The sequence below is a fragment of the Streptomyces sp. NPDC059009 genome, from assembly GCF_042740175.1.
In the GTDB taxonomy this organism is placed as follows: Bacteria; Actinomycetota; Actinomycetes; order Streptomycetales; family Streptomycetaceae; genus Streptomyces.
The window spans coordinates 143,919-160,685 of record NZ_JBHYJB010000014.1 but is presented as its reverse complement, the minus strand read 5'-3'; the positions used below and the strand labels follow the sequence as shown (position 1 = coordinate 160,685).

The following is a 16,767-nucleotide window of genomic DNA, read 5'->3' as shown; positions in this document are numbered from 1 at the left end:
AGCGCCGTGCCAGACTGCTGGACATGCGACGCCTGTTCCCTGTGACCGATCAGACAGCCGCCGAGACGGACCGCGAGTGGGAGCTGGAGGAGCTGGCCGACGCGTACGCGTATCCGCAGGACGTCTCCGCGTATCCGCAGGACACGGGCCATGTGAGCACGGGCGACGTGAGTGCGGGGTCGGCCGCGCGCGCGTGGCTGCGGGCCAACATGGTCTCCACGCTCGACGGCGCCGCCCAGCACGACGGCCGCTCGCAGCCCATCTCCACCGCCACGGACATGCGGATCTTCGGGACCCTGCGGGGGCTCGCGGACGTCGTGGTCGTCGGCGCCGAAACGGTACGCCAGGAGGGGTACCGCCCGGCCCGCGCGCGGGACGCGTTCGCGCAGCGCAGGGCGGCGGCCGGGCAGTCGGCGGTGCCCGCGATCGCCGTCGTCAGCGCGAGCCTCGAACTGGACTTCTCCCTTCCGCTCTTCGTCTCGCCCCTGGTGCCCACTCTCGTGGTGACCGGCGCCGCGGCCCCCGCCGACCGGGTCGCCGCCGCGGAGAAGGCGGGCGCCGTCGTGGTCTTCGCCGGGGAGGGCGCGGGCGCGGACCCGGCGCGGGTGGTGGCCGCCCTGGCCGGGCGCGGGCTGACGCGGCTGCTCACCGAGGGCGGGCCCCGGATGCTCGGCCAGTTCGTGGCGGCGGGGGTCCTGGACGAGCTGTGCCTGACCGTCTCGCCGATGCTCGTCGCCGGGGACGCCCAGCGGATCGCGGGCGGGCCGGCGATGGCGGTGCCGGAAAGGTTCGGGCTCGCGGGGGTACTGGAGGAGGCCGGGTTCCTCTACACCCGTTACCGTCGAACCTGACAATCAGCGGAATGTGCCGTTCCGTTTGCCGTCGGTTGGGCACACTAAAACTCGCAGACCCCGTGCGGGCACGGGGCAGGATGGTTTCCGCAGGGGCCAGGGAACGGCCCCCGGACGAGAGGGCGCCTGGCGTGTTCACGAGCGTATTGATGATCGAGAAGGCCCTGACGTCCGCCGACGTGGAGTTCGTCACGACCCTGCACGGCGAGGAGACGGTCGTCTTCCACGTCCTGCTGCAGCCCCGCGGCGACCAGGCGGACCGCCTGCTGCGGGCGATCGACGACGTGGCGCTCGGCGAGCTCGACGAGGCGGTCCGCGAGGGCGAGACCCCCGAGGGGCAGGACGCGACCGGACCCGGCGAGAAGGCCCTCCAGGTCTCCCTCACGGCGCTGCGCGCGGCGGGCTGCGAGGCCCAGGGGCGGCTCATCGAGGACCACCCGCTGGACGCCCTCAAGGAACTGGTCGACGAGGTCAGGGCCGACGAGGTCATCGTGCTCACCGACCCCCACTACGTGGAGGAGTTCTTCCACCGCGACTGGGCCTCGCGCGCCCGGCACAAGGTCGGAGTCCCCGTCCTCAAGCTGTTCTCGCACAGCGAGGCGTAAGGCCGCCCGGGTCCGACCGACTAGGCTGGGCGGCGCTCGTTCGCCGTTACACCAGGGGAGACACACGCATGGCACCCGGCCTGCCCCAGTCCATGGCCTCCATGGACCGACCGCACTTCATCGGCATCGGCGGCGCCGGAATGTCGGGCATCGCGAAGATCCTCGCCCAGCGCGGCGCCAAGGTCGCGGGCAGCGACGCCCGCGACTCCGCCACCGCCGAGGCCCTGCGCGCGCTCGGCGTGACGGTCCACATCGGCCACGACGCGGCGCACCTGGCCGCCGACGCCTCCAGCGTCGTCGTCTCCTCCGCGATCCGCGCCGACAACCCCGAGCTGGCCCGCGCCACCGAGCTCGGCATCCCCGTCGTGCACCGCTCGGACGCCCTCGCCTCCCTGATGGACGGCCTGCGCCCGATCGCCGTGGCGGGCACGCACGGCAAGACGACCACGACCTCGATGCTCGCGGTCGCCCTCTCCACCCTGGGCCTCGACCCGTCGTACGCGATCGGCGGCGACCTGGACGCGCCGGGCTCCAACGCCCTGCACGGCGACGGCGAGATCTTCGTCGCCGAGGCGGACGAGTCGGACCGCAGCTTCCACAAGTACGCGCCCGAGGTCGCGATCATCCTCAACGTGGAGCTCGACCACCACGCCAACTACGCGTCCATGGACGAGATCTACGAGTCCTTCGAGACGTTCGTCGGCAAGGTGAAGCCGGGCGGCACGCTGGTCATCTCGGCGGACCAGCCCGGCGCGATCGAGCTGACCAAGCGCGTGCGGGACCTCGGCCGGCTCAAGGTCGTCACCTACGGCGAGTCCGACACTGCCGACCTGCGCATCCACAAGATCACTGCGCGCGGTCTGACCAGCGAGGTCACCGTCCTGCTCGACGGCAAGCTGCTCACCTTCACTGTCTCGGTGCCCGGCCGTCACTACGCCGGCAACGCGGTCGCGGCTCTCGCGGCGGGCATCGCGCTCGGCATCCCGTCCCGGAACCTGGCCGCCGTCCTGAAGTCGTACACCGGCGTCAAGCGCCGCCTCCAGCTCAAGGGCGAGGCCGCGGGCGTCCAGGTCATCGACTCCTACGCCCACCACCCGACCGAGATGACGGCCGACCTGGAGGCGATGCGCGCCGCGACCGCCCCCGACGCGCGCCTGCTGGTCCTCTTCCAGCCCCACCTCTTCTCGCGCACCCAGGAGCTGGGCAAGGAGATGGGCGACGCCCTCGCCCTGGCCGACTCCTCGGTGGTCCTCGACATCTACCCGGCACGCGAGGACCCGATCCCCGGCATCACCAGCGCCGTGATCATCGACGCCGCGCGCGCCGCGGGCGCCGAGGTGGCCGCCTCGCACGACAAGGCGGAGGCCGTGCGGACGATCGCGGGAATGGCGAAGCCCGGCGATCTCGTTCTCACCATGGGAGCGGGCGACGTCACGGACCTGGGCCCGCAGATCCTGGATCACCTGTCGAACCAGTCGAAGTGAGGGATGGCGCGTCATGTCGTACGAGGTCGAGAAGCCGGACGAGGAATGGCGCGCTCAGCTGACCCCCGCTGAGTACGCGGTGCTGCGCGAGTCCGGCACGGAGCCCGCGTTCCGCGGCGAGTACACCGACACCAAGACCAAGGGCGTCTACGCCTGCCGCGCCTGCGGCGCCGAACTCTTCACGTCCCACGAGAAGTTCGCGTCCCACTGCGGCTGGCCGAGCTTCTGGGATGCACGCAACTCAGATGCCGTGGAACTTGTGTCCGACACGTCGCATGGGATGGTGCGGACCGAGGTGCGGTGTGCGAAATGTGGGTCGCACCTTGGGCACGTCTTCGAGGGCGAGGGCTACGCGACGCCTACTGACCAGCGGTATTGCATCAACTCGATCTCTATGCGGCTGGTGCCGGACGAGGAGTGAGGGGCGGGCGTGGGGTTCGGGCGTCCATGAGGGGCGACACCTGCGATATCGGCTCCAGGTGGTCAGACGCCCACCGCAACTCGTCAGTTAGAAGAGCCTGTTGTGGCTCTGGGACGTTGTCCCGGTTGCCTCGCTCTCAGCGTGCGTCGTGTCCGGACCGACGCCTTCGTGCTGAGCGCGCACGTATCGTCGGGCGCAACGTCCGACTACGGGGGCTTGTCCTGGCTGAGGGCGAGTTCACCAGTTCGGGCCCCGCGGTTTCGTCGCCGGTGGTGGCACTCGTTGGCCAGGTTGGGAACGGTATCCCGAAGCGTTCGGCGGCCTGGTGGGCGTGGGGGTACAGGAGAAGCAGGATTACTGGTGCGAACTCACCGAGTGCTCCGAGCCGGCCGAGGAGGATGGCAAGCCCGGATAACGCGGCTGCTACGAGCAGCGATACGGCGATGTGGGTCGCGCGCTTGTCAGTGGGCTCGGCATCGGCTTCTGGGCCCCCGAACGATCCCAGGAGCTGGGGGTCTACGAAGTTCAGGTTGGCCAGCTCCGCGCGCGGACGGCAGCTGTACTGGAGTGCGCTGGAGGTCAGTCGGGCGAGTTCCCGAATGGTGTCCTGCCTGTCAGTCGCGAAGGCCAGCGCGTGGTTGTGGTGGCGAATGTTGCGCAGCAGGAGCTCTGTGAGCTGCGCCGCGTCGCGCTGCGAGCGGAGTGTGGTCTTCCTGGATTCGTGCCGTGCCTGACCCTTCAATGCGTGGCAGAGGTGGTCGAAGCGTATGCCGGTACTCTCAAGCGCCGATTGCTGAGACGGACGGCCGCGGCCGAGGAGGAGACCTTCGAGGGCCTCGACGGCACGATATGCGGCCGCTCCGGCAGCATCGGAGCGGCGCACTGAGCGCTCGTCGATAGCAAGGATGCACGCAGAGAACACTGTCAGCCCCAGGAAGAGCCCGGCTACGGGAAGGGGAGTCCTGCGGTCGTCGACCACAGACGCACAGAAGAGCGCGGCGACTGGCAGTACGACAGGTGCGCCGAAGAATGCCCGGGACGCGCGTATGCCGAGGGTGAAGCGATGAAGCCGCTCTACCAGCCGGGTTTCGTCGGGGCGGTCGTTCGCGGGTACTCCGGCCTCCTTCAGCGCCTTCAGTAGGGCTCGCCCTCGCTCGGTAGCGGACCGCCGGCCGAGGCGGCGCACGCCGGGAATCCTGCCAAGGAAGGACCCCGGTATCCGTGATCGCGCGACCCAGCCTCCGTACACCGTCATGATCGTTAACGGGCTCCAGAGGAACCAGAGTTCGTAGGCTGTCGAGAGTGTCGTTGTCATGCGGCAGAGCATGACAGGCAGCTATGACAATCGGCCTGATCTGCATCTTTCTCGCGACATCGGCGTCCTCGTCAGCGAGGACGCCGTCGGCTTGGAGACCCACTCGCATCAGGAGTTCGGGGGGCTGGCGCGTCAACCTGTGCCGCGAGCTCTTCAGCACTACCGACCAAGGTCCGGGACACCATTATCTGGCAGACCGCACAGCACTAACTGGAGTTTCAGGATACCCGCGAGGCCCCGGAGTGGAGGGCCAGCAGAGCGGCCGCAGGCTGCTGATCGCGGTAACTGACACTAGGGCATGAGGTGTTGCTGATGTGGCATTAGTGACCAGAGGTGTGAATGGGGTATCGCTGGCCGAGCTTCTGGGATGCACGCAATTCAGACGCGGTGGAACTTGTGCCCGATGGTTCGCACGGGATGGTGCGGACCGAGGTACGGCTCGCATCTTGGGCATGTGTTTGAGGGCGAGGGGTATCCGACGCCGACCGATCAGCGGTACTGCATTAACTCGATCTCCATGCGGCTGGTGCCCGACGAGGGCTGACAAGGCTCAGGGCGCAGATGTGCGCCCACCCGCAGTTGCACAGCGGGTTGGCCTCCACACCGAAGGCGCTGGTGTGGAGGCCAACCCATGCGCGTATACCCGGACTGCCCGTCCCGGGAGTGGCGCTCAGGCCGCAGGCAGCTGTGTGAGCATGGTGTGCTCGTTCGGCGGCGCACCGGCCTGGCAGATCTCCGTGCCGTCGTGGGCAGTGAGTTCCTGCTGCGTCTCATGGATCTCGGAGAGCAGATCTGTCACCAGATCGTCTCGCTGCGGACCGGAGAGGCCCTTGGGCACGGTCACCCATACCGGCCCGGGTTCGCGGGTGTCTCCGACGGCGTGCCCGAGGAAGTGTTGGTCGCTGCCGTCGTGCTCGATGAGCCGGACATCGCAGTACTCCATGAGTTCACGGGCTGTGGGTACGGCGTTCGGCTGCAGGTACTCACGGCCCTGCGCCGTGAGTTCGGCGAGCCGGGAGCGCAGACGTTCTGCCTCCGTGAGGGTCAGGGCGACATACTTGTATGCGCCGCCGCCGCTGAGTGTGAGGTCGAGCTGAGGCTCCTGCGCGTAGGGCGTGTGCACCATGGCGAGTTCGACCGCGTCCGGTTCGGGATCCCGTTTCGTCCTTGCGCTGGGCTGGAGTTGAACCTCCATGGGGTCCTCGCCGGTGCCGTGGAAGTGATCGATCAGCAGGGTGTCCGGTGCATGCTCATCCGTGTTGTCCCGGTACTGGCACCAGGGCGGGCAGGGGGTGACGAGTTCCAGCGGGTGGGTCGGTGACTGATACGCGTCTACGCACTCCGCTGCCCCACCGGCGATGACGGTGCGGTACCGATGGAGCAGACCTCGTAGGCGCAGCGCGAACTCGTCGATGCCGGCGACGAGTTCGGCCAGTGATGAGTCCGTCAGCTCTGCTGTGCTGTCTGTGGTCGACAGCCAGATCCTGGGCTGCTGTTGTCCGGCTTCCTCGTCATGGTCAAGGGCGAGTTGAACGGACAAGAGGGGTACCTCGGTTGTGGGAGTCATGCGGCCGGGTGCGTGCAGGGCGATGGGGGTGCCGATGTGGCTGCCGGTCGCTTCGGCGTGCGTATTGCGGGCGCACCAGGAAGGGCACTCGGGGTGATCCGGGTGCAGCGTCAGGACGGTGGCTGTGCTGGACATGATGCCTCCTAGGTGTTGGAGCGGTTTCCTGTCCAGCAGTCTTCGGCCCTCCGCATGCCTCCCGGTCGTAAACTCGTATTCCGGGCATGAGGCCCTGGTGGTGAGGTCAGGCTGTGAGCCGTCCCTGCCGTGGGGTTCGGCTCGAGCCGATCGGGTGCTTCTGCCGCTTGGACGTCCGTAATACGCGTCATGCACTGACGGGTATGGCGAAGACCCGGATCAGTATCAGTCTCGATGCGGCGCAGGCCGAGCGGATCAAGGAGCATGCCGAGCGGGCGGGCTTGGACGTGTCGGCGTACCTGGTGCATGCGGCCACGCGGCAGATGGCGGAGACGGATGCCATAGAGGAGCAGTTCGCCGGAGTGGACGCGCTGATCGCCCGGGCCGAGGCGGAGGCCGGTGTGCTGCCGGAGGAGCCGGGTGCCTCCGATGGGGAGCTGACGGAGCAGGAGCGGCGTGAGATCGAGGAGGCTCTCGGGCTCGTGCACGGCGAGGACCGGAAGGCGGATCTTCCGGGGCACTCCGCGTGAGCGCACGGGTTCCGGTCTACGACTCCGGCATGCTGATCGCACTCGCCGATCGCAAGGCCAAGGCGGTCGCCCTGCACGAAGGGCTGCGGTCCGCGCCGCATCGAGCGCTGGTGCTCGGCCCGGTCCTGGCCCAGGTCTGGCGCCCCCACCCGGCACTGGTGCACGCGCTGTCCGGCGTACTCAAGGAGTGCACCGTGCCACAGGCCCGCTCCGCCGAGCCCCCGATGCGGGAGACCAAGGCCGGACGACCGGAGTGCCTGGGCTGTGCGATGGGCCCGGACCTGGCCGACTGGCGTCGCATCGCCACCGCGCTCGGACAGGCGGCCCTGCCGGCGAAGAAGCGGCCGGACGCGGTGGGCGCATGGGTGGCACTGGCCGCCGCCCGGCACGGCAGCGCGGTCATCTTCACCAGCGATCCGGACGACATCCGCGCCTACCTGGCGGTGCTGACCCCGTCAGACGTGCATGTGGTCGCGATCTGACGGCGCAACTCGCGGGGCTGAGGATGCTGTTGGGGCAGGTGGTGTGACAGAGGCACGGCTGGCCGAGCTTCTACGACCCCAAGGACACCGACGCGGTCGAGCTGATCCCCGACACGTCGCACGGGATGGTGCGCACGGAGGTGCGGTGTGCCCGGTGCGGGTCGCATCTGGGGCATGTGTTTGAGGGTGAGGGGTATGCGACTCCCACGGATCAGCGGTACTGCATCAACTCGATCTCGCTGACGCTGGTTCCGGACGAGGGCTGACGCCCCGCTCGCTGCCTCGCCCTTCTCGCTCTCCTCACCTCCCTCAAGTCCCTTGGCCGGCCTGCCGATGCAGGCAGTTACCGACGTTCGGTGACTTGAGGGAGTGTGCGTCCATGCGTGGTTCTCGTGTTCTCGGTGTCTGTGCGGGGCTGGTTCTCGCAGTGCTGCCCGTGCACGCCGCACCGGCGGCGGCCGACCCCGATCCGGCCGTCCGGGCCAGGGAGATCATGGGGCTCACCTATCAGCAGTTCGCCACCACCCCGCACGAGCCGCCCTTCGAGTGGAGCGCGGACGGCTGCAGTGCGCCCATCTACGACCCGGACATGATTCCGGCGTGCAACCTGCACGACTTCGGCTACCGAAACTTCGGCAACCACTACGCCCTCAAGCTCAGCCCGACCCGCGAGACCAAGAACTGGATCGACGCGCGCTTCGGCGAGGAGATGGACCGGATCTGCAAGGACAAGTACGAGGGGCTGCCCGATGTGTGGGAGGAGTGCCACAACCACTCCACGATCATGCTGACGGCGGTGCAGCAGTTCGGGGACAGTTCTTTCTTCTGATCCCCCTGGGCCCCTACACCCCCAGCGCCGCCCTGATCCCGCGCTGGATCGCCCCCTGGTGGTCGTTGAGGAAGAAGTGGCCGCCGGTGAAGACCTTGAAGTTGAAGGCGCCCGACGTGTGGTCCGACCAGGCACGGACCGCGTCCAGGGTCATGCCAGAGTCGTTGTCGCCGGTCAGGGCGGTGATGGGGGAGGTCAGCCTCGCGCCGGGGCGGTACTCGTAGGTCTCCGCCGCCTTGTAGTCCGAGCGGATCGCGGGCAGGACCAGGGAGCGCAGGTCGGGGTCGTCCAGGACGTCGTCGTCCGAGCCGTTCAGCTGGCGGATCTCGGCCACGAACTGGAGGTCGTCCAGGAGGTGCGCGTAGGTGACCTCGTGCCGGTGCGGGGCCTGGCGGCCCGAGACGAAGAGATGGGCCGCCGGGGTCCCGGCCTGCTGGAGCAGCCGGGCCACCTCGAAGCCCACGCCCGCGCCCATGCTGTGGCCGAACAGGGCGAGCGGCTTCTGTGCCGCCAGCGGCTGCACGAACTGGGCTATGAGCGCCGCGAGATCGTGGATGTTGTCGACGCAGTCCTCCAGGAGGCGGTCCTGCCTGCCCGGGTACTGGATCGCGAGCACCTCGATGTGCGGGGCGAGGGCCTTCGCGGTCGGCAGGTAGTAGCTGGCGGAGCCGCCCGCGTGCGGCAGACACACCAGCCGGGGCGCGTTGACGGAAGCGACGGCGTAGTGGCGGATCCACTGGGACTTGTCCGTGACTGCGGCGATGCTCATGTGACTGCGTCCTCCAGTTACGTGCTGGTCAAACGACGCTACGGCAACTCCGTAGAATTAGGGGAGGCGTTCAACTGCTTTGTGGGTTCGAGGGTGAGGGTGCTGTGAGGGTTCAGGGCAAGATCATCAGGTTCGACACCGTGCGCGGCTTCGGGTTCGTCGCCGCGGAGACCGGCGGCGAGGACGTCTTCGTGCACGCGAACGACCTCGAGGTGGACAAGAGTCTGCTCACCCCGGGGGCCATCGTGGAGTTCCGGGTGGAGGAGGGCGACCGCGGTCTGAAGGCGTCCGAGGTGCGGTTGGTGAGTGACCCCGGTATCCCGGTGCGGTCCGGCGGCGGCCATTCCGCGCGCGTCGACTACGACGACAACGTCCTGTGTGACTCGCTCTCCGCCAAGGAGTACCGCGACGAGGTCACCGAAGTGCTCCTCGCCGCGGTCCCCACCATGACCTCCGCCCAGATCCTCCAGGCCCGCGACCGCCTCCTCCGGCACGCCGAGAACCATGGCTGGATCGAGGACTAGGGTCTGGTCCGCACGCCCTGGACGCCCTGGATGACTTGGCGCCCTGGATGACCCGTCGCTTACGACGTGCCGTCCGGTGACGGCTCCTCGCTCTCCTCCTCGGTCCGCGCCCCGCGCAGCAGCACGATCAGCGCGGGGATCGCCACCGCCCCCGCCAGGACGAGCAGCGCCACCTTGTCCGGGACCGCCGCGCCGATCTCGCGGAACCGCTCCTCCAGGGTGTACTCGGTGTCCACGCTCAGCAGCGACGGCAGCGCGGACGTCCCGTCGAAGAGCAGGAACGCGGCGCCGAGCGCGATGAACAGGACGCCGCCGACGAGCGACGTCGTGTGCAGCCGCAGCCGGCCGAGGTTCAGCGTCCGGCCGCGCAGCCAGCGCTTGTGGCCGAGGTCGAAGCGGTCCCAGAGCAGCGCGAGCACGAACATCGGCAGTGCCATGCCGAGCGCGTACACTGCGAGCAGCAGGCCGCCGTGCACCGGCTCGCCGTCGAGCGCGGCCACCATCAGGATGCTGCCGAGGATCGGGCCCGCGCAGAACCCGGCCAGGCCGTAGACCGCGCCGAGCGCCACCACCGAGACGGCAGAGCCCGATCGGCGCGCGCCCGCCGCCTGTTGGAGCCGCCGTGAGCCGAAGCCGAGGCCGAGGATCTGCGCGACGCCGAGCGCGATCACCGTCCAGCCGCCGATGGTGATGAGCAGGTCCCGGTTGCCGTAGAAGAGCTTGCTCGCGAACGAACCGGCCGCGCCGAGCGGTACGAGGGTCGTGCACAGGCCGGCGTAGAAGAGGGCGGTGCGGCCGAGGAGCCGGCCGCCGTTGAACGAGTAGGCGAAGAACGCGGGCAGGAGCAGTGCGCTGCACGGGCTGAGCAGGGCGAGCAGCCCGCCGAGGAACGCCATGAGCAGGCTTGCGTCGCTCATCGGCCGTCGCCCGCCTTGTTGTCGTCCGTCTTCTTGTCGGTCTTTTCGTCGTCCGTCTTCTTCTTGTGGTCCTTCTCGGCCGCCGCGCGCTCCGCCGCCTCGATGGTCCGCGTGAACATGTCCGTGGGCTGCGCCCCGAGCACCGGCCTGCCGTTGATCAGGAACGCCGGGGTGCTGGAGACGCCGAGGCCGTAGCCCTCCTTGCGGTCCTTGTCCACCGCCGCGTCGGCCTTGTCGGACGCGAGGTCGTCACGGAACCGGTCGAGGTCGGGGACGCCCGCCTTCTTCGCCATCGCCACCAGGTTGTCCTTGCTGAACTCGCCGGAGTTGCGCTTGCGCTGCTTCTCGTACGCGACGTCGTGGAACTCCCAGAACTTCTTCTGCTGCCCCGCCGCCCAGGACGCCTTCGCCGCCTGCTCCGACTCGTCGCCGAAGATCGGGAAGTTGCGCCACTCGATGCGCAGGACGCCCTTGTCGACGTACTTGCGGATCAGCTCCTTCTCGGTCTCGCGCGCGAAGCGGCCGCAGTAGGGGCACTGGAAGTCGGAGTACTCGATCATCACGACCGGGGCGTCGGCGGGGCCGGTGGCGAGCGCGTCGCCCTTGTCGCGGCGGGCCAGGCCCACCAGCTCCGGGACGGCCTCGGGCACCCCCGGGCCCTCCTCGGTGACGGCCGGGTCCTCGCTCTTCGCGCCGGGCGAGTCCGAGCCCGAGTCGAGGGTGAAGGCGAAGACGGCGGTGGCCGCGGCGGCGACGAGGACCACCGAGGCGATGACCTTGGTGCGGGTACGGGAACGGGACGTCGATGTGCGGGTGGTGGATGTGCGAGTGGTGGACGTGCGGGTGGTGGACGTGCGGGTGGTGCCGGGCTTCGGCATGGCAGAGCTCTCCTGCGTGCGGTGGTGCATGCGGGCACGCGTGCGTGCTGGGCGCGTGGGCGCCTGGGTGCGGGCATGCGAGGGGTGGACCAGGACGTGACCGGGGCGTGGTCGGCGTCCTAGATCCGCAGGATGGAGAGCAGTTCGCGTGGGGGCGGGGCGAGGGGCCCGGAGGAGACGGACGGTATGCCGGGCGGGGCGCGGGTGGTGAGGGGCGTGGTCGCCGGGTCTGTCGCGGGGGACAGGGCGGGGCCCGACTGCGTCGGGTGGCCGTCGCCGCGGAGGGCGCCGCCGCCGTTCGACTCGGAGACGATCTTCGTCTTGCAGGGGGCGGGGTGGCGGTCGTCCTCGGTGGCGATCGCCGTGTGCCCGGATACGGACGTGGATACGGAGGTGGAGGTGGACGTGGACGTGGATACGGAGGTGGAGGCGGTGGCGATCGCGGTGTCGGCCGGCGCGTGCTGCGGCGCCGTCGACGCGGCGGCGACCGTCCGCCGCGGTGCCTCCGCGGTGGAACGGCTGCCCACCTGCCCGTACACGCAGAGCAGCGTGACCACGGCGACGAGCAGGGCGAGCGCGGCGCGCAGGGCGACGGTGGCGCCCGCGTGCGCGCTGCGTCCCGGCGTCGGACCTGGTGTCGGTCCCGGCGTCGGTACCGGTGTCATCGCCCCTCCCCTCTGCTCACCTTCGCGTACGTCGTTTTGGGTACGTCAACGATACGGGAGGCCGGGCGGCGGCCCGGACAGGTGGACCGGGAGCGACTTCAGGCCGTTGATGAAGTGCGAGACGAGCCGCCGGGGCGGGGCCGCGAGACGGAGCCGGGGCGGCAGGGCGCGCAGGGCCTCCTCGTACAGGACGCGCAGTTGGAGGCGGGCGAAGTGGGCGCCGAGGCAGACGTGCGGGCCGTCGCCGAACGAGACGTGCGGGTTCGGGTCGCGGGACAGGTCGAGGCGGTGGGGGTCGGCGAAGACGCGCTCGTCGTGGTTGGCGGAGGCGTGGAAGACGACGACCTTGTCCCCGGCGCTGATACGGGTACCGGCGAGGACCGTGTCCCGGGCCGCGGTGCGCCGGAAGCTGAGCACCGGGGGGTGGGCGCGCAGCAACTCCTCGACGGCCGGGGCGAGGTCGGCCGCGCCGGTGTACAGGCGGTCGTACTCGTCGGGGGCCTCGGCCAGGGCGAGCAGGCCCCCGGGGGCCGCGCTGCGGACCGTGTCGTTGCCCGCGACCGTGAGCAGGAAGAAGAACATCTCCAGCTCCGGGCAGGAGAGTTCGGCGGCGGTCGCGAGGGAGGTCATCACGTCGTCCGCGGGGTGGCGCCGCTTGTAGGCGGCGAGCGACTGGGCGTACGCGAACATGTCCGCAAGCAGCGCGGGGGAGCGCGGATTGACCGGCTTGCCGCCGGCGTCGTGCACGACGGCGCCCGCCTCGTCCGGGTCCTGGTATCCGATGACGCGCCGGGTCCAGTGCAGGAGGAGGCCGCGGTCGCTGTCCGGTACGCCGAGGAGGTCGGCGAGGTTGAGCAGGGCGTAGTCGTCGGTGACGGCGGGGACGAGGTCGCAGGTCCCGTCGCCGTCGCGGGCCGAGGCGACCGCTGCGCCGAGGAGGTCGCGGGCCCGGCGCCGCGCCACCGCCTCGAAACGGTCGACGCGCCGGGGCGTGAAGGCCCGGCTGACGAGGGTGCGCAGGCGCTGGTGTCCCGGAGGATCCTGGTTGAGCATCATGCGGCGGATGAAGGGCAGGTCGGCGGGGTCGGGGTCGCGGATCTGGGTGGCGCCGAGGTGGGAGGAGTAGGTCGCGGAGTCCTTCAGGACGCGGACGACGTCGGCGTGGCGCGTGACCGCCCAGAAGCCGGGCCCGGCGGGCCACCCCATGATCTCCGGTTCCTCCTGCCAGGCCACGGGGTGGTGGTCGCGGAGGGTGCGGTAGCTGTCGTACGGGACGCCGTGCGCGTACGGGCGGGGGTCGAAGACGTCGGGGATCGAGCGGGCGTCGGGGGCGTCGCGGGTGTCCGGGGGCTGAGGGGGGTCCGGGACCCCCGGGGCCTTGGAGGCGTGTGCCTTCATCCGTCGTCGCCCCCCTCGGCCGTGCGGCTGCCCTCCTCGTCGGCTTGGTCGGCTTCGTTGTCGCCGTCGGCGCGCAGGAAGTCCTCCACCGTGCGGATCAGGGCGAGCGGTGTCTCGTCCATCGCGTAGTGGCCCGCGGAGGGCAGCTCGACCAGCTCGGCGCGGGCGTACCAGCGCAGCCACGTCGCGCGCATCAGCTCGGCGGAGAGCGCCGGGTCGAGCGCGCCCACCACCGCGAGGGCGGGCACCGTCGAGCCCTCGATGTCGGCGTGGAAGTCCTCGGTCGCCCAGGAGTCCAGCCACGCGCGGAACGCCTTCGCGTCGCTGTGGCTCAGCGAGCGGTCCACCATGCGGTCGAGCCAGGCCGCGGGGCGGTGGCCGCCGGTGGTGATGTCCAGGATGGTGCGGCGGTTGCGCGGCAGGTGCCCGGCGCCGGAGAACAACTCCCATTGATCGGGCGGGAGTCGGAGCCCGGAGGCGGGGACCGGTGAGACGCCGACCAGGCGGCGGACCCGGTGCGGGGCGAGCGCCAGGACGCGCTGGGCCACGCCGGCGCCCATGGAGTGGCCGATCAGCGAGAACCGCTCCCAGCCGAGCCGGTCCGCGAGGTCCACGACGTCGGCCGCCCCCTCGGCCGTGGTGAAGGTGCCCACCGCGTCTTTGGCCGCGCCGTACCCGCGCAGGTCCACGACGGCGTACTGGAAGGACTCGCCGTCGAGGTCGGGCAGCACGGGGGCGAAGGCGGTGCGGTCGGCGAACCAGCCGTGCACGGCGATCACCTGGTGCGGGCCGTGCCCGTGCAGTTCGTGGGGGAGGTGGAAGGAGGCCACGGTGACTCCTGTCGAATCGGTCCGGCGCGGGGTGGTACTCGGGCCGCGACCACAGTTGCCGCAACTCCCTTGTGCCGCAAGGGTGCAGGCGGTCAGTCCGGCCGAAGCGGGCGGGGCCCCGCGGGCTCCGGTGAGGTCAGCGGCGTCCCGGTGATCGACTCCTTGAACTTCCGTGCCGCCTCCGACAGATAGCCGTCCGCGCGCCATACGAGGGTCAGCGTCCGCTCGCAGCCGGGTGCGTCGAGGCTCGCCCAGGCGCCCGTGGTCCGCAGGGTGGAGGCGCGGGACATGGCCGGAACCAGGCCCACGCCGAGGCCCGCGCCGATCAGGTCCCCGGTGGCGCTCGGCTCGTCACTCTCGCACGTGATGTGCGGGGTGAGACCGGCCGCGGTGAACAGCCGGTCGAGCAGGGAGCGCGGCCACAGCCCGGGGCGGGTCGTGATGAACGGCTCGTCGGCCACGTCGGCGACGGTCACACGGTCGCGTCCGGCCAGGCGGTGGCCGTGCGGCAGCGCGAGCAGGACCTCCTCGCGCAGCAGCTCCAGCGTCCGCAGGGAGGGCCCCGTCAGGGGCTGCGAGGCGACACAGAAGTCGACCTCGCGGGCGCGCAGTTGGCGGCTCATCTCCTCGGCGCCCGCCTGGGAGAGGCGGACCTCGACGTCCGGGTGCGCGGTGCGGAAGCGGGCCAGCGCGTAGGTGAGCGTCACCAGCGCCTCGGAGGCGACGGTCACGCTGCCCGCGTCCGCCTCGGCCGCGTCCCGCACCGCGCGGCGGGCGTCGTCGAGCTCGCCGAGGGCCCGCTCGACGTGGCGCAGGAAGAGCCTCCCGTAGCGGTTGAGATGGACGCGGCGGCCGCGCCGGTCGAAGAGCGGGACGCCGAGCTCGGCCTCCAGGCGGGCGATGGTGCGGCTCACCGAGGGCTGGGCGACACGGAGTTCGTCGGCGGCGCGGCTGATGTGCTCGTGGCGCGCGACGGTGCGGAAGTAGCGCAGGGACAGCAGGTCCATGGGCGTCTCCTCTCGGTGCTCGGGAAGTGAGGGCTCGGGGCTTCTCGTCGGTCGGGTGGTGTGGGCGGTCCGCGCTGCGCTGTCAGCGCGCGGCGCCCGCCTTCTGCTCCAGCTCCGCCTTCCGTTCCAGCTCCGTCAGGCGCTCCAGGTTCGCCCGCGCGGCTGCCGCGTTGTGCTCCGCGTCCTGGAGCGTGAGGTGCAGGCGCTGCGCCCGTATCGCCTGGGTGTAGTCGCCCAGGGCCGTCAACTCCTCCATGAGCTCGCGGAGTCGGGGGCTGCTGGGGGACGTCCCGGTGCGGCCGCTCGCGATGCGGTACGCGCGGCGGTCCTGCACGTCCAGCTCGCGGATCAGATGGACCCGGGCCACCTCGGGGCGGCCCTGCTCGCGCGCCAGCTCCAGCCAGGTGCCCTCGCCCTCGTCCGCCGGGTCTGTGCCGTGGTTGGACGCGTCGGACTCCTGCGCCCAGGTGCGGACCTGGTCGGCCCGGTCGGGCAGGCCCGCGAGGCCGCACCAGGTGTCGTACGTCGTCTCGTGGACCTCTTTGAGGAGGGGCAGGTCCTCCTTGCGGCCGTGCAGGCCCACCAGGACGACGGCGAGGCGGAGATCGTCGGACATCGCGCAGGTGCGTGCCTGGTGGCGCAACAGGTGGCGCAGGAGCGGGAGATCGGTGTCCCGGCGGTCGTACTGCGCGGCCCGCAGCGTCGTCAGGAGCCGCACCGGGTCCGCCACCACCGCGTCCCACGCGGCGCGGCCGGACCGCATCGCGGCGAGGTCGGCGTGGCCCGGGGCGAGGACCTGCTCCCACAGGGCGGGGCGCGGATAGGGGTCGAGGCGCTCGTAGGCCACGCCCTCCTCCGCGTTGAGCAGGAGGTGGTCGGGCTCCGTGGTCAGCAGCGCGGTGTGGAGGCGGCGCACCAGCTCGGTCACCGGGCGGTCCGGGAAGCCGAGCGCCGCCCGCAACTCGGCCCGCTGCGCGTCCAGTTCGGGTGCGTACATCTCGCGTATGTCCGCGTCCGTCTCGGCGATGCCGGCGAGCAGGTCGGCCTCCTCGTCCGCGCTCGCGCCGGGCGGGAATCCGGCCCAGTCCTCCCAGCCGAGCGTGCCGATCGTCAGCTCGATCGCCTCGTCCACGCTCAGGCCGACGACGCCCGCCGAGCCCTCCGAGTCCGCGTACAGCACGGCGCCGTCCGCGCACACGAAGTACGTGCCGCCCGTGTCGTCCCCCGCTATCGGCTCCAGCGGGCCGCCCGAGGCCAGCCGGACCGGCTCGACGTGGTCCGCCCGGTCCAGGTCGAAGTTGAAGGGGAACGCGGCCAGTTCGGCCAGGTGTCGGTCCTGCCTCAGCCGCCGCAGGGCGTGATCGTTCATGCCCGAGAACGTAACAGCGCCCACTGACAACCGGATCTCCGCGCCGGACCGGCCCAAGTGGGGCGTTCCGGGGTGTGTCCGATTTTCGACGCTTCCCACCCGGAAGGTGACATTCAGGGAACCTCGGTGGTGCGGGGCGGGTCTTTTGGTGTGTAGGGCGCGGCCGTTGAGGTGCCGCGCGAAGGGGGACC

At 70.7% G+C, this 16,767-nt stretch carries 18 protein-coding genes and 2 pseudogenes; 10 read left to right on the top strand and 10 right to left on the bottom strand.

Translation table 11 applies throughout. The features are described 5' to 3' along the window. Positions 1–23: 23 nt before the first annotated feature. The 4 genes from ACFWYM_RS16800 to msrB all read left to right on the top strand — a co-directional run bounded on the left by ACFWYM_RS16800 (position 24) and on the right by msrB (position 3,361). The gene (locus ACFWYM_RS16800) at positions 24–851 is read left to right on the top strand and encodes a pyrimidine reductase family protein (RefSeq protein ID WP_384836642.1); all 828 of its coding nucleotides are present in this window, start codon (positions 24–26) and stop codon (positions 849–851) included. 131 nt (positions 852–982) lie between these two features. After that, entirely contained in the window at positions 983–1,456 is a 474-nt protein-coding gene (locus tag ACFWYM_RS16795; RefSeq protein ID WP_384836639.1) for an indole-3-glycerol phosphate synthase, read from the top strand. A 68-nt stretch (positions 1,457–1,524) separates the two neighbouring features. Then, positions 1,525–2,940, top strand: a complete 1,416-nt coding sequence (gene murC / locus ACFWYM_RS16790) for a UDP-N-acetylmuramate--L-alanine ligase (protein ID WP_384836636.1) — start codon at positions 1,525–1,527, stop codon at positions 2,938–2,940. Positions 2,941–2,953: 13 nt separating this feature from the next. After that, on the top strand, positions 2,954–3,361 hold the full coding sequence (gene msrB / locus ACFWYM_RS16785; RefSeq protein ID WP_384836634.1) for a peptide-methionine (R)-S-oxide reductase MsrB: 408 nt from the start codon (positions 2,954–2,956) through the stop codon (positions 3,359–3,361). A 136-nt stretch (positions 3,362–3,497) separates the two neighbouring features. Here msrB and ACFWYM_RS16780 read toward each other — a convergent pair whose 3' ends face one another. After that, positions 3,498–4,676: a hypothetical protein gene (locus ACFWYM_RS16780; protein ID WP_384836631.1), complete on the bottom strand. Its 1,179-nt coding sequence runs from the start codon at positions 4,674–4,676 to the stop codon at positions 3,498–3,500. Positions 4,677–5,027: 351 nt separating this feature from the next. Between ACFWYM_RS16780 and ACFWYM_RS16775 the strand changes: the two are divergent. Next, positions 5,028–5,220, top strand: a pseudogene (locus ACFWYM_RS16775) (peptide-methionine (R)-S-oxide reductase); the annotation flags it as partial. A 126-nt stretch (positions 5,221–5,346) separates the two neighbouring features. On the opposite strand, the gene ACFWYM_RS16770 reads toward ACFWYM_RS16775, so the two are convergent. Further along, the gene (locus tag ACFWYM_RS16770; RefSeq protein ID WP_384836628.1) at positions 5,347–6,378 is read right to left on the bottom strand and encodes a DUF6907 domain-containing protein; all 1,032 of its coding nucleotides are present in this window, start codon (positions 6,376–6,378) and stop codon (positions 5,347–5,349) included. Between the two features lie 203 nt (positions 6,379–6,581). Between ACFWYM_RS16770 and ACFWYM_RS16765 the strand changes: the two genes are divergently transcribed. The 4 genes and pseudogenes from ACFWYM_RS16765 (at position 6,582) to ACFWYM_RS16750 (ending at position 8,219) form a co-directional block, all read left to right on the top strand. Next, on the top strand, positions 6,582–6,908 hold the full coding sequence (locus ACFWYM_RS16765) for a plasmid mobilization protein (protein ID WP_384836625.1): 327 nt from the start codon (positions 6,582–6,584) through the stop codon (positions 6,906–6,908). Continuing rightward, the gene (locus ACFWYM_RS16760) at positions 6,905–7,390 is read left to right on the top strand and encodes a hypothetical protein (RefSeq protein WP_384836622.1); all 486 of its coding nucleotides are present in this window, start codon (positions 6,905–6,907) and stop codon (positions 7,388–7,390) included. The genes ACFWYM_RS16765 and ACFWYM_RS16760 overlap by 4 nt, the downstream gene beginning before the upstream one ends. Positions 7,391–7,446: 56 nt before the next feature. Further along, positions 7,447–7,656: pseudogene (locus ACFWYM_RS16755) on the top strand (peptide-methionine (R)-S-oxide reductase); the annotation flags it as partial. Between the two features lie 113 nt (positions 7,657–7,769). Beyond that, on the top strand, positions 7,770–8,219 hold the full coding sequence (locus ACFWYM_RS16750) for a phospholipase A2 (protein ID WP_384836619.1): 450 nt from the start codon (positions 7,770–7,772) through the stop codon (positions 8,217–8,219). Positions 8,220–8,232: 13 nt separating this feature from the next. On the opposite strand, the gene ACFWYM_RS16745 is transcribed toward ACFWYM_RS16750, so the two are convergent. Continuing rightward, positions 8,233–8,988 (bottom strand): thioesterase II family protein, encoded by a 756-nt coding sequence (locus ACFWYM_RS16745; protein WP_384836616.1) that lies wholly within the window; start codon positions 8,986–8,988, stop codon positions 8,233–8,235. Between the two features lie 104 nt (positions 8,989–9,092). On the opposite strand from ACFWYM_RS16745, the gene ACFWYM_RS16740 reads away from it, so the two are divergent. Continuing rightward, positions 9,093–9,512 carry a cold-shock protein gene (locus ACFWYM_RS16740; RefSeq protein WP_384836614.1) on the top strand — a complete coding sequence of 140 codons (420 nt, stop codon included), beginning with the start codon at positions 9,093–9,095 and terminating at the stop codon, positions 9,510–9,512. 59 nt (positions 9,513–9,571) lie between these two features. Here ACFWYM_RS16740 and ACFWYM_RS16735 read toward each other — a convergent pair whose 3' ends face one another. The 7 genes from ACFWYM_RS16735 to ACFWYM_RS16705 form a co-directional block, all read right to left on the bottom strand. After that, a complete protein-coding gene (locus ACFWYM_RS16735; protein ID WP_384836611.1) occupies positions 9,572–10,429 on the bottom strand; it encodes a cytochrome c biogenesis CcdA family protein in 858 nt (285 codons plus the stop codon). Next, entirely contained in the window at positions 10,426–11,307 is an 882-nt protein-coding gene (locus ACFWYM_RS16730; RefSeq protein WP_384836609.1) for a DsbA family protein, read from the bottom strand. Before ACFWYM_RS16730 ends, ACFWYM_RS16735 begins: the two co-directional genes overlap by 4 nt. Before the next feature lie 119 nt (positions 11,308–11,426). Then, positions 11,427–11,972 (bottom strand): hypothetical protein, encoded by a 546-nt coding sequence (locus ACFWYM_RS16725; protein WP_384836606.1) that lies wholly within the window; start codon positions 11,970–11,972, stop codon positions 11,427–11,429. A gap of 45 nt (positions 11,973–12,017) precedes the next feature. Then, positions 12,018–13,370 carry a cytochrome P450 gene (locus ACFWYM_RS16720; RefSeq protein WP_384836603.1) on the bottom strand — a complete coding sequence of 451 codons (1,353 nt, stop codon included), beginning with the start codon at positions 13,368–13,370 and terminating at the stop codon, positions 12,018–12,020. Next, positions 13,367–14,200 (bottom strand): alpha/beta fold hydrolase, encoded by an 834-nt coding sequence (locus tag ACFWYM_RS16715; RefSeq protein ID WP_384836600.1) that lies wholly within the window; start codon positions 14,198–14,200, stop codon positions 13,367–13,369. Before ACFWYM_RS16715 ends, ACFWYM_RS16720 begins: the two co-directional genes overlap by 4 nt. Before the next feature lie 92 nt (positions 14,201–14,292). Further along, a complete protein-coding gene (locus ACFWYM_RS16710) occupies positions 14,293–15,207 on the bottom strand; it encodes a LysR family transcriptional regulator (RefSeq protein WP_384836598.1) in 915 nt (304 codons plus the stop codon). Positions 15,208–15,289: 82 nt separating this feature from the next. After that, positions 15,290–16,576, bottom strand: a complete 1,287-nt coding sequence (locus ACFWYM_RS16705) for a hypothetical protein (protein ID WP_384836595.1) — start codon at positions 16,574–16,576, stop codon at positions 15,290–15,292. Between the last annotated feature and the right edge of the window lie 191 nt (positions 16,577–16,767).

Coding starts and splice junctions, on each gene's coding strand:
- ACFWYM_RS16800 (WP_384836642.1), top strand. CDS start 24: ATGCGACGCCTGTTCCCTGTGACCGATCAGACAGCCGCCGAGACGGAC.
- murC (WP_384836636.1), top strand. CDS start 1,525: ATGGCACCCGGCCTGCCCCAGTCCATGGCCTCCATGGACCGACCGCAC.
- msrB (WP_384836634.1), top strand. CDS start 2,954: ATGTCGTACGAGGTCGAGAAGCCGGACGAGGAATGGCGCGCTCAGCTG.
- ACFWYM_RS16780 (WP_384836631.1), bottom strand. CDS start 4,676: ATGACAACGACACTCTCGACAGCCTACGAACTCTGGTTCCTCTGGAGC.
- ACFWYM_RS16770 (WP_384836628.1), bottom strand. CDS start 6,378: ATGTCCAGCACAGCCACCGTCCTGACGCTGCACCCGGATCACCCCGAG.
- ACFWYM_RS16765 (WP_384836625.1), top strand. CDS start 6,582: ATGGCGAAGACCCGGATCAGTATCAGTCTCGATGCGGCGCAGGCCGAG.
- ACFWYM_RS16750 (WP_384836619.1), top strand. CDS start 7,770: ATGCGTGGTTCTCGTGTTCTCGGTGTCTGTGCGGGGCTGGTTCTCGCA.
- ACFWYM_RS16745 (WP_384836616.1), bottom strand. CDS start 8,988: ATGAGCATCGCCGCAGTCACGGACAAGTCCCAGTGGATCCGCCACTAC.
- ACFWYM_RS16735 (WP_384836611.1), bottom strand. CDS start 10,429: ATGAGCGACGCAAGCCTGCTCATGGCGTTCCTCGGCGGGCTGCTCGCC.
- ACFWYM_RS16730 (WP_384836609.1), bottom strand. CDS start 11,307: ATGCCGAAGCCCGGCACCACCCGCACGTCCACCACCCGCACGTCCACC.
- ACFWYM_RS16725 (WP_384836606.1), bottom strand. CDS start 11,972: ATGACACCGGTACCGACGCCGGGACCGACACCAGGTCCGACGCCGGGA.
- ACFWYM_RS16720 (WP_384836603.1), bottom strand. CDS start 13,370: ATGAAGGCACACGCCTCCAAGGCCCCGGGGGTCCCGGACCCCCCTCAG.
- ACFWYM_RS16710 (WP_384836598.1), bottom strand. CDS start 15,207: ATGGACCTGCTGTCCCTGCGCTACTTCCGCACCGTCGCGCGCCACGAG.
- ACFWYM_RS16705 (WP_384836595.1), bottom strand. CDS start 16,576: ATGAACGATCACGCCCTGCGGCGGCTGAGGCAGGACCGACACCTGGCC.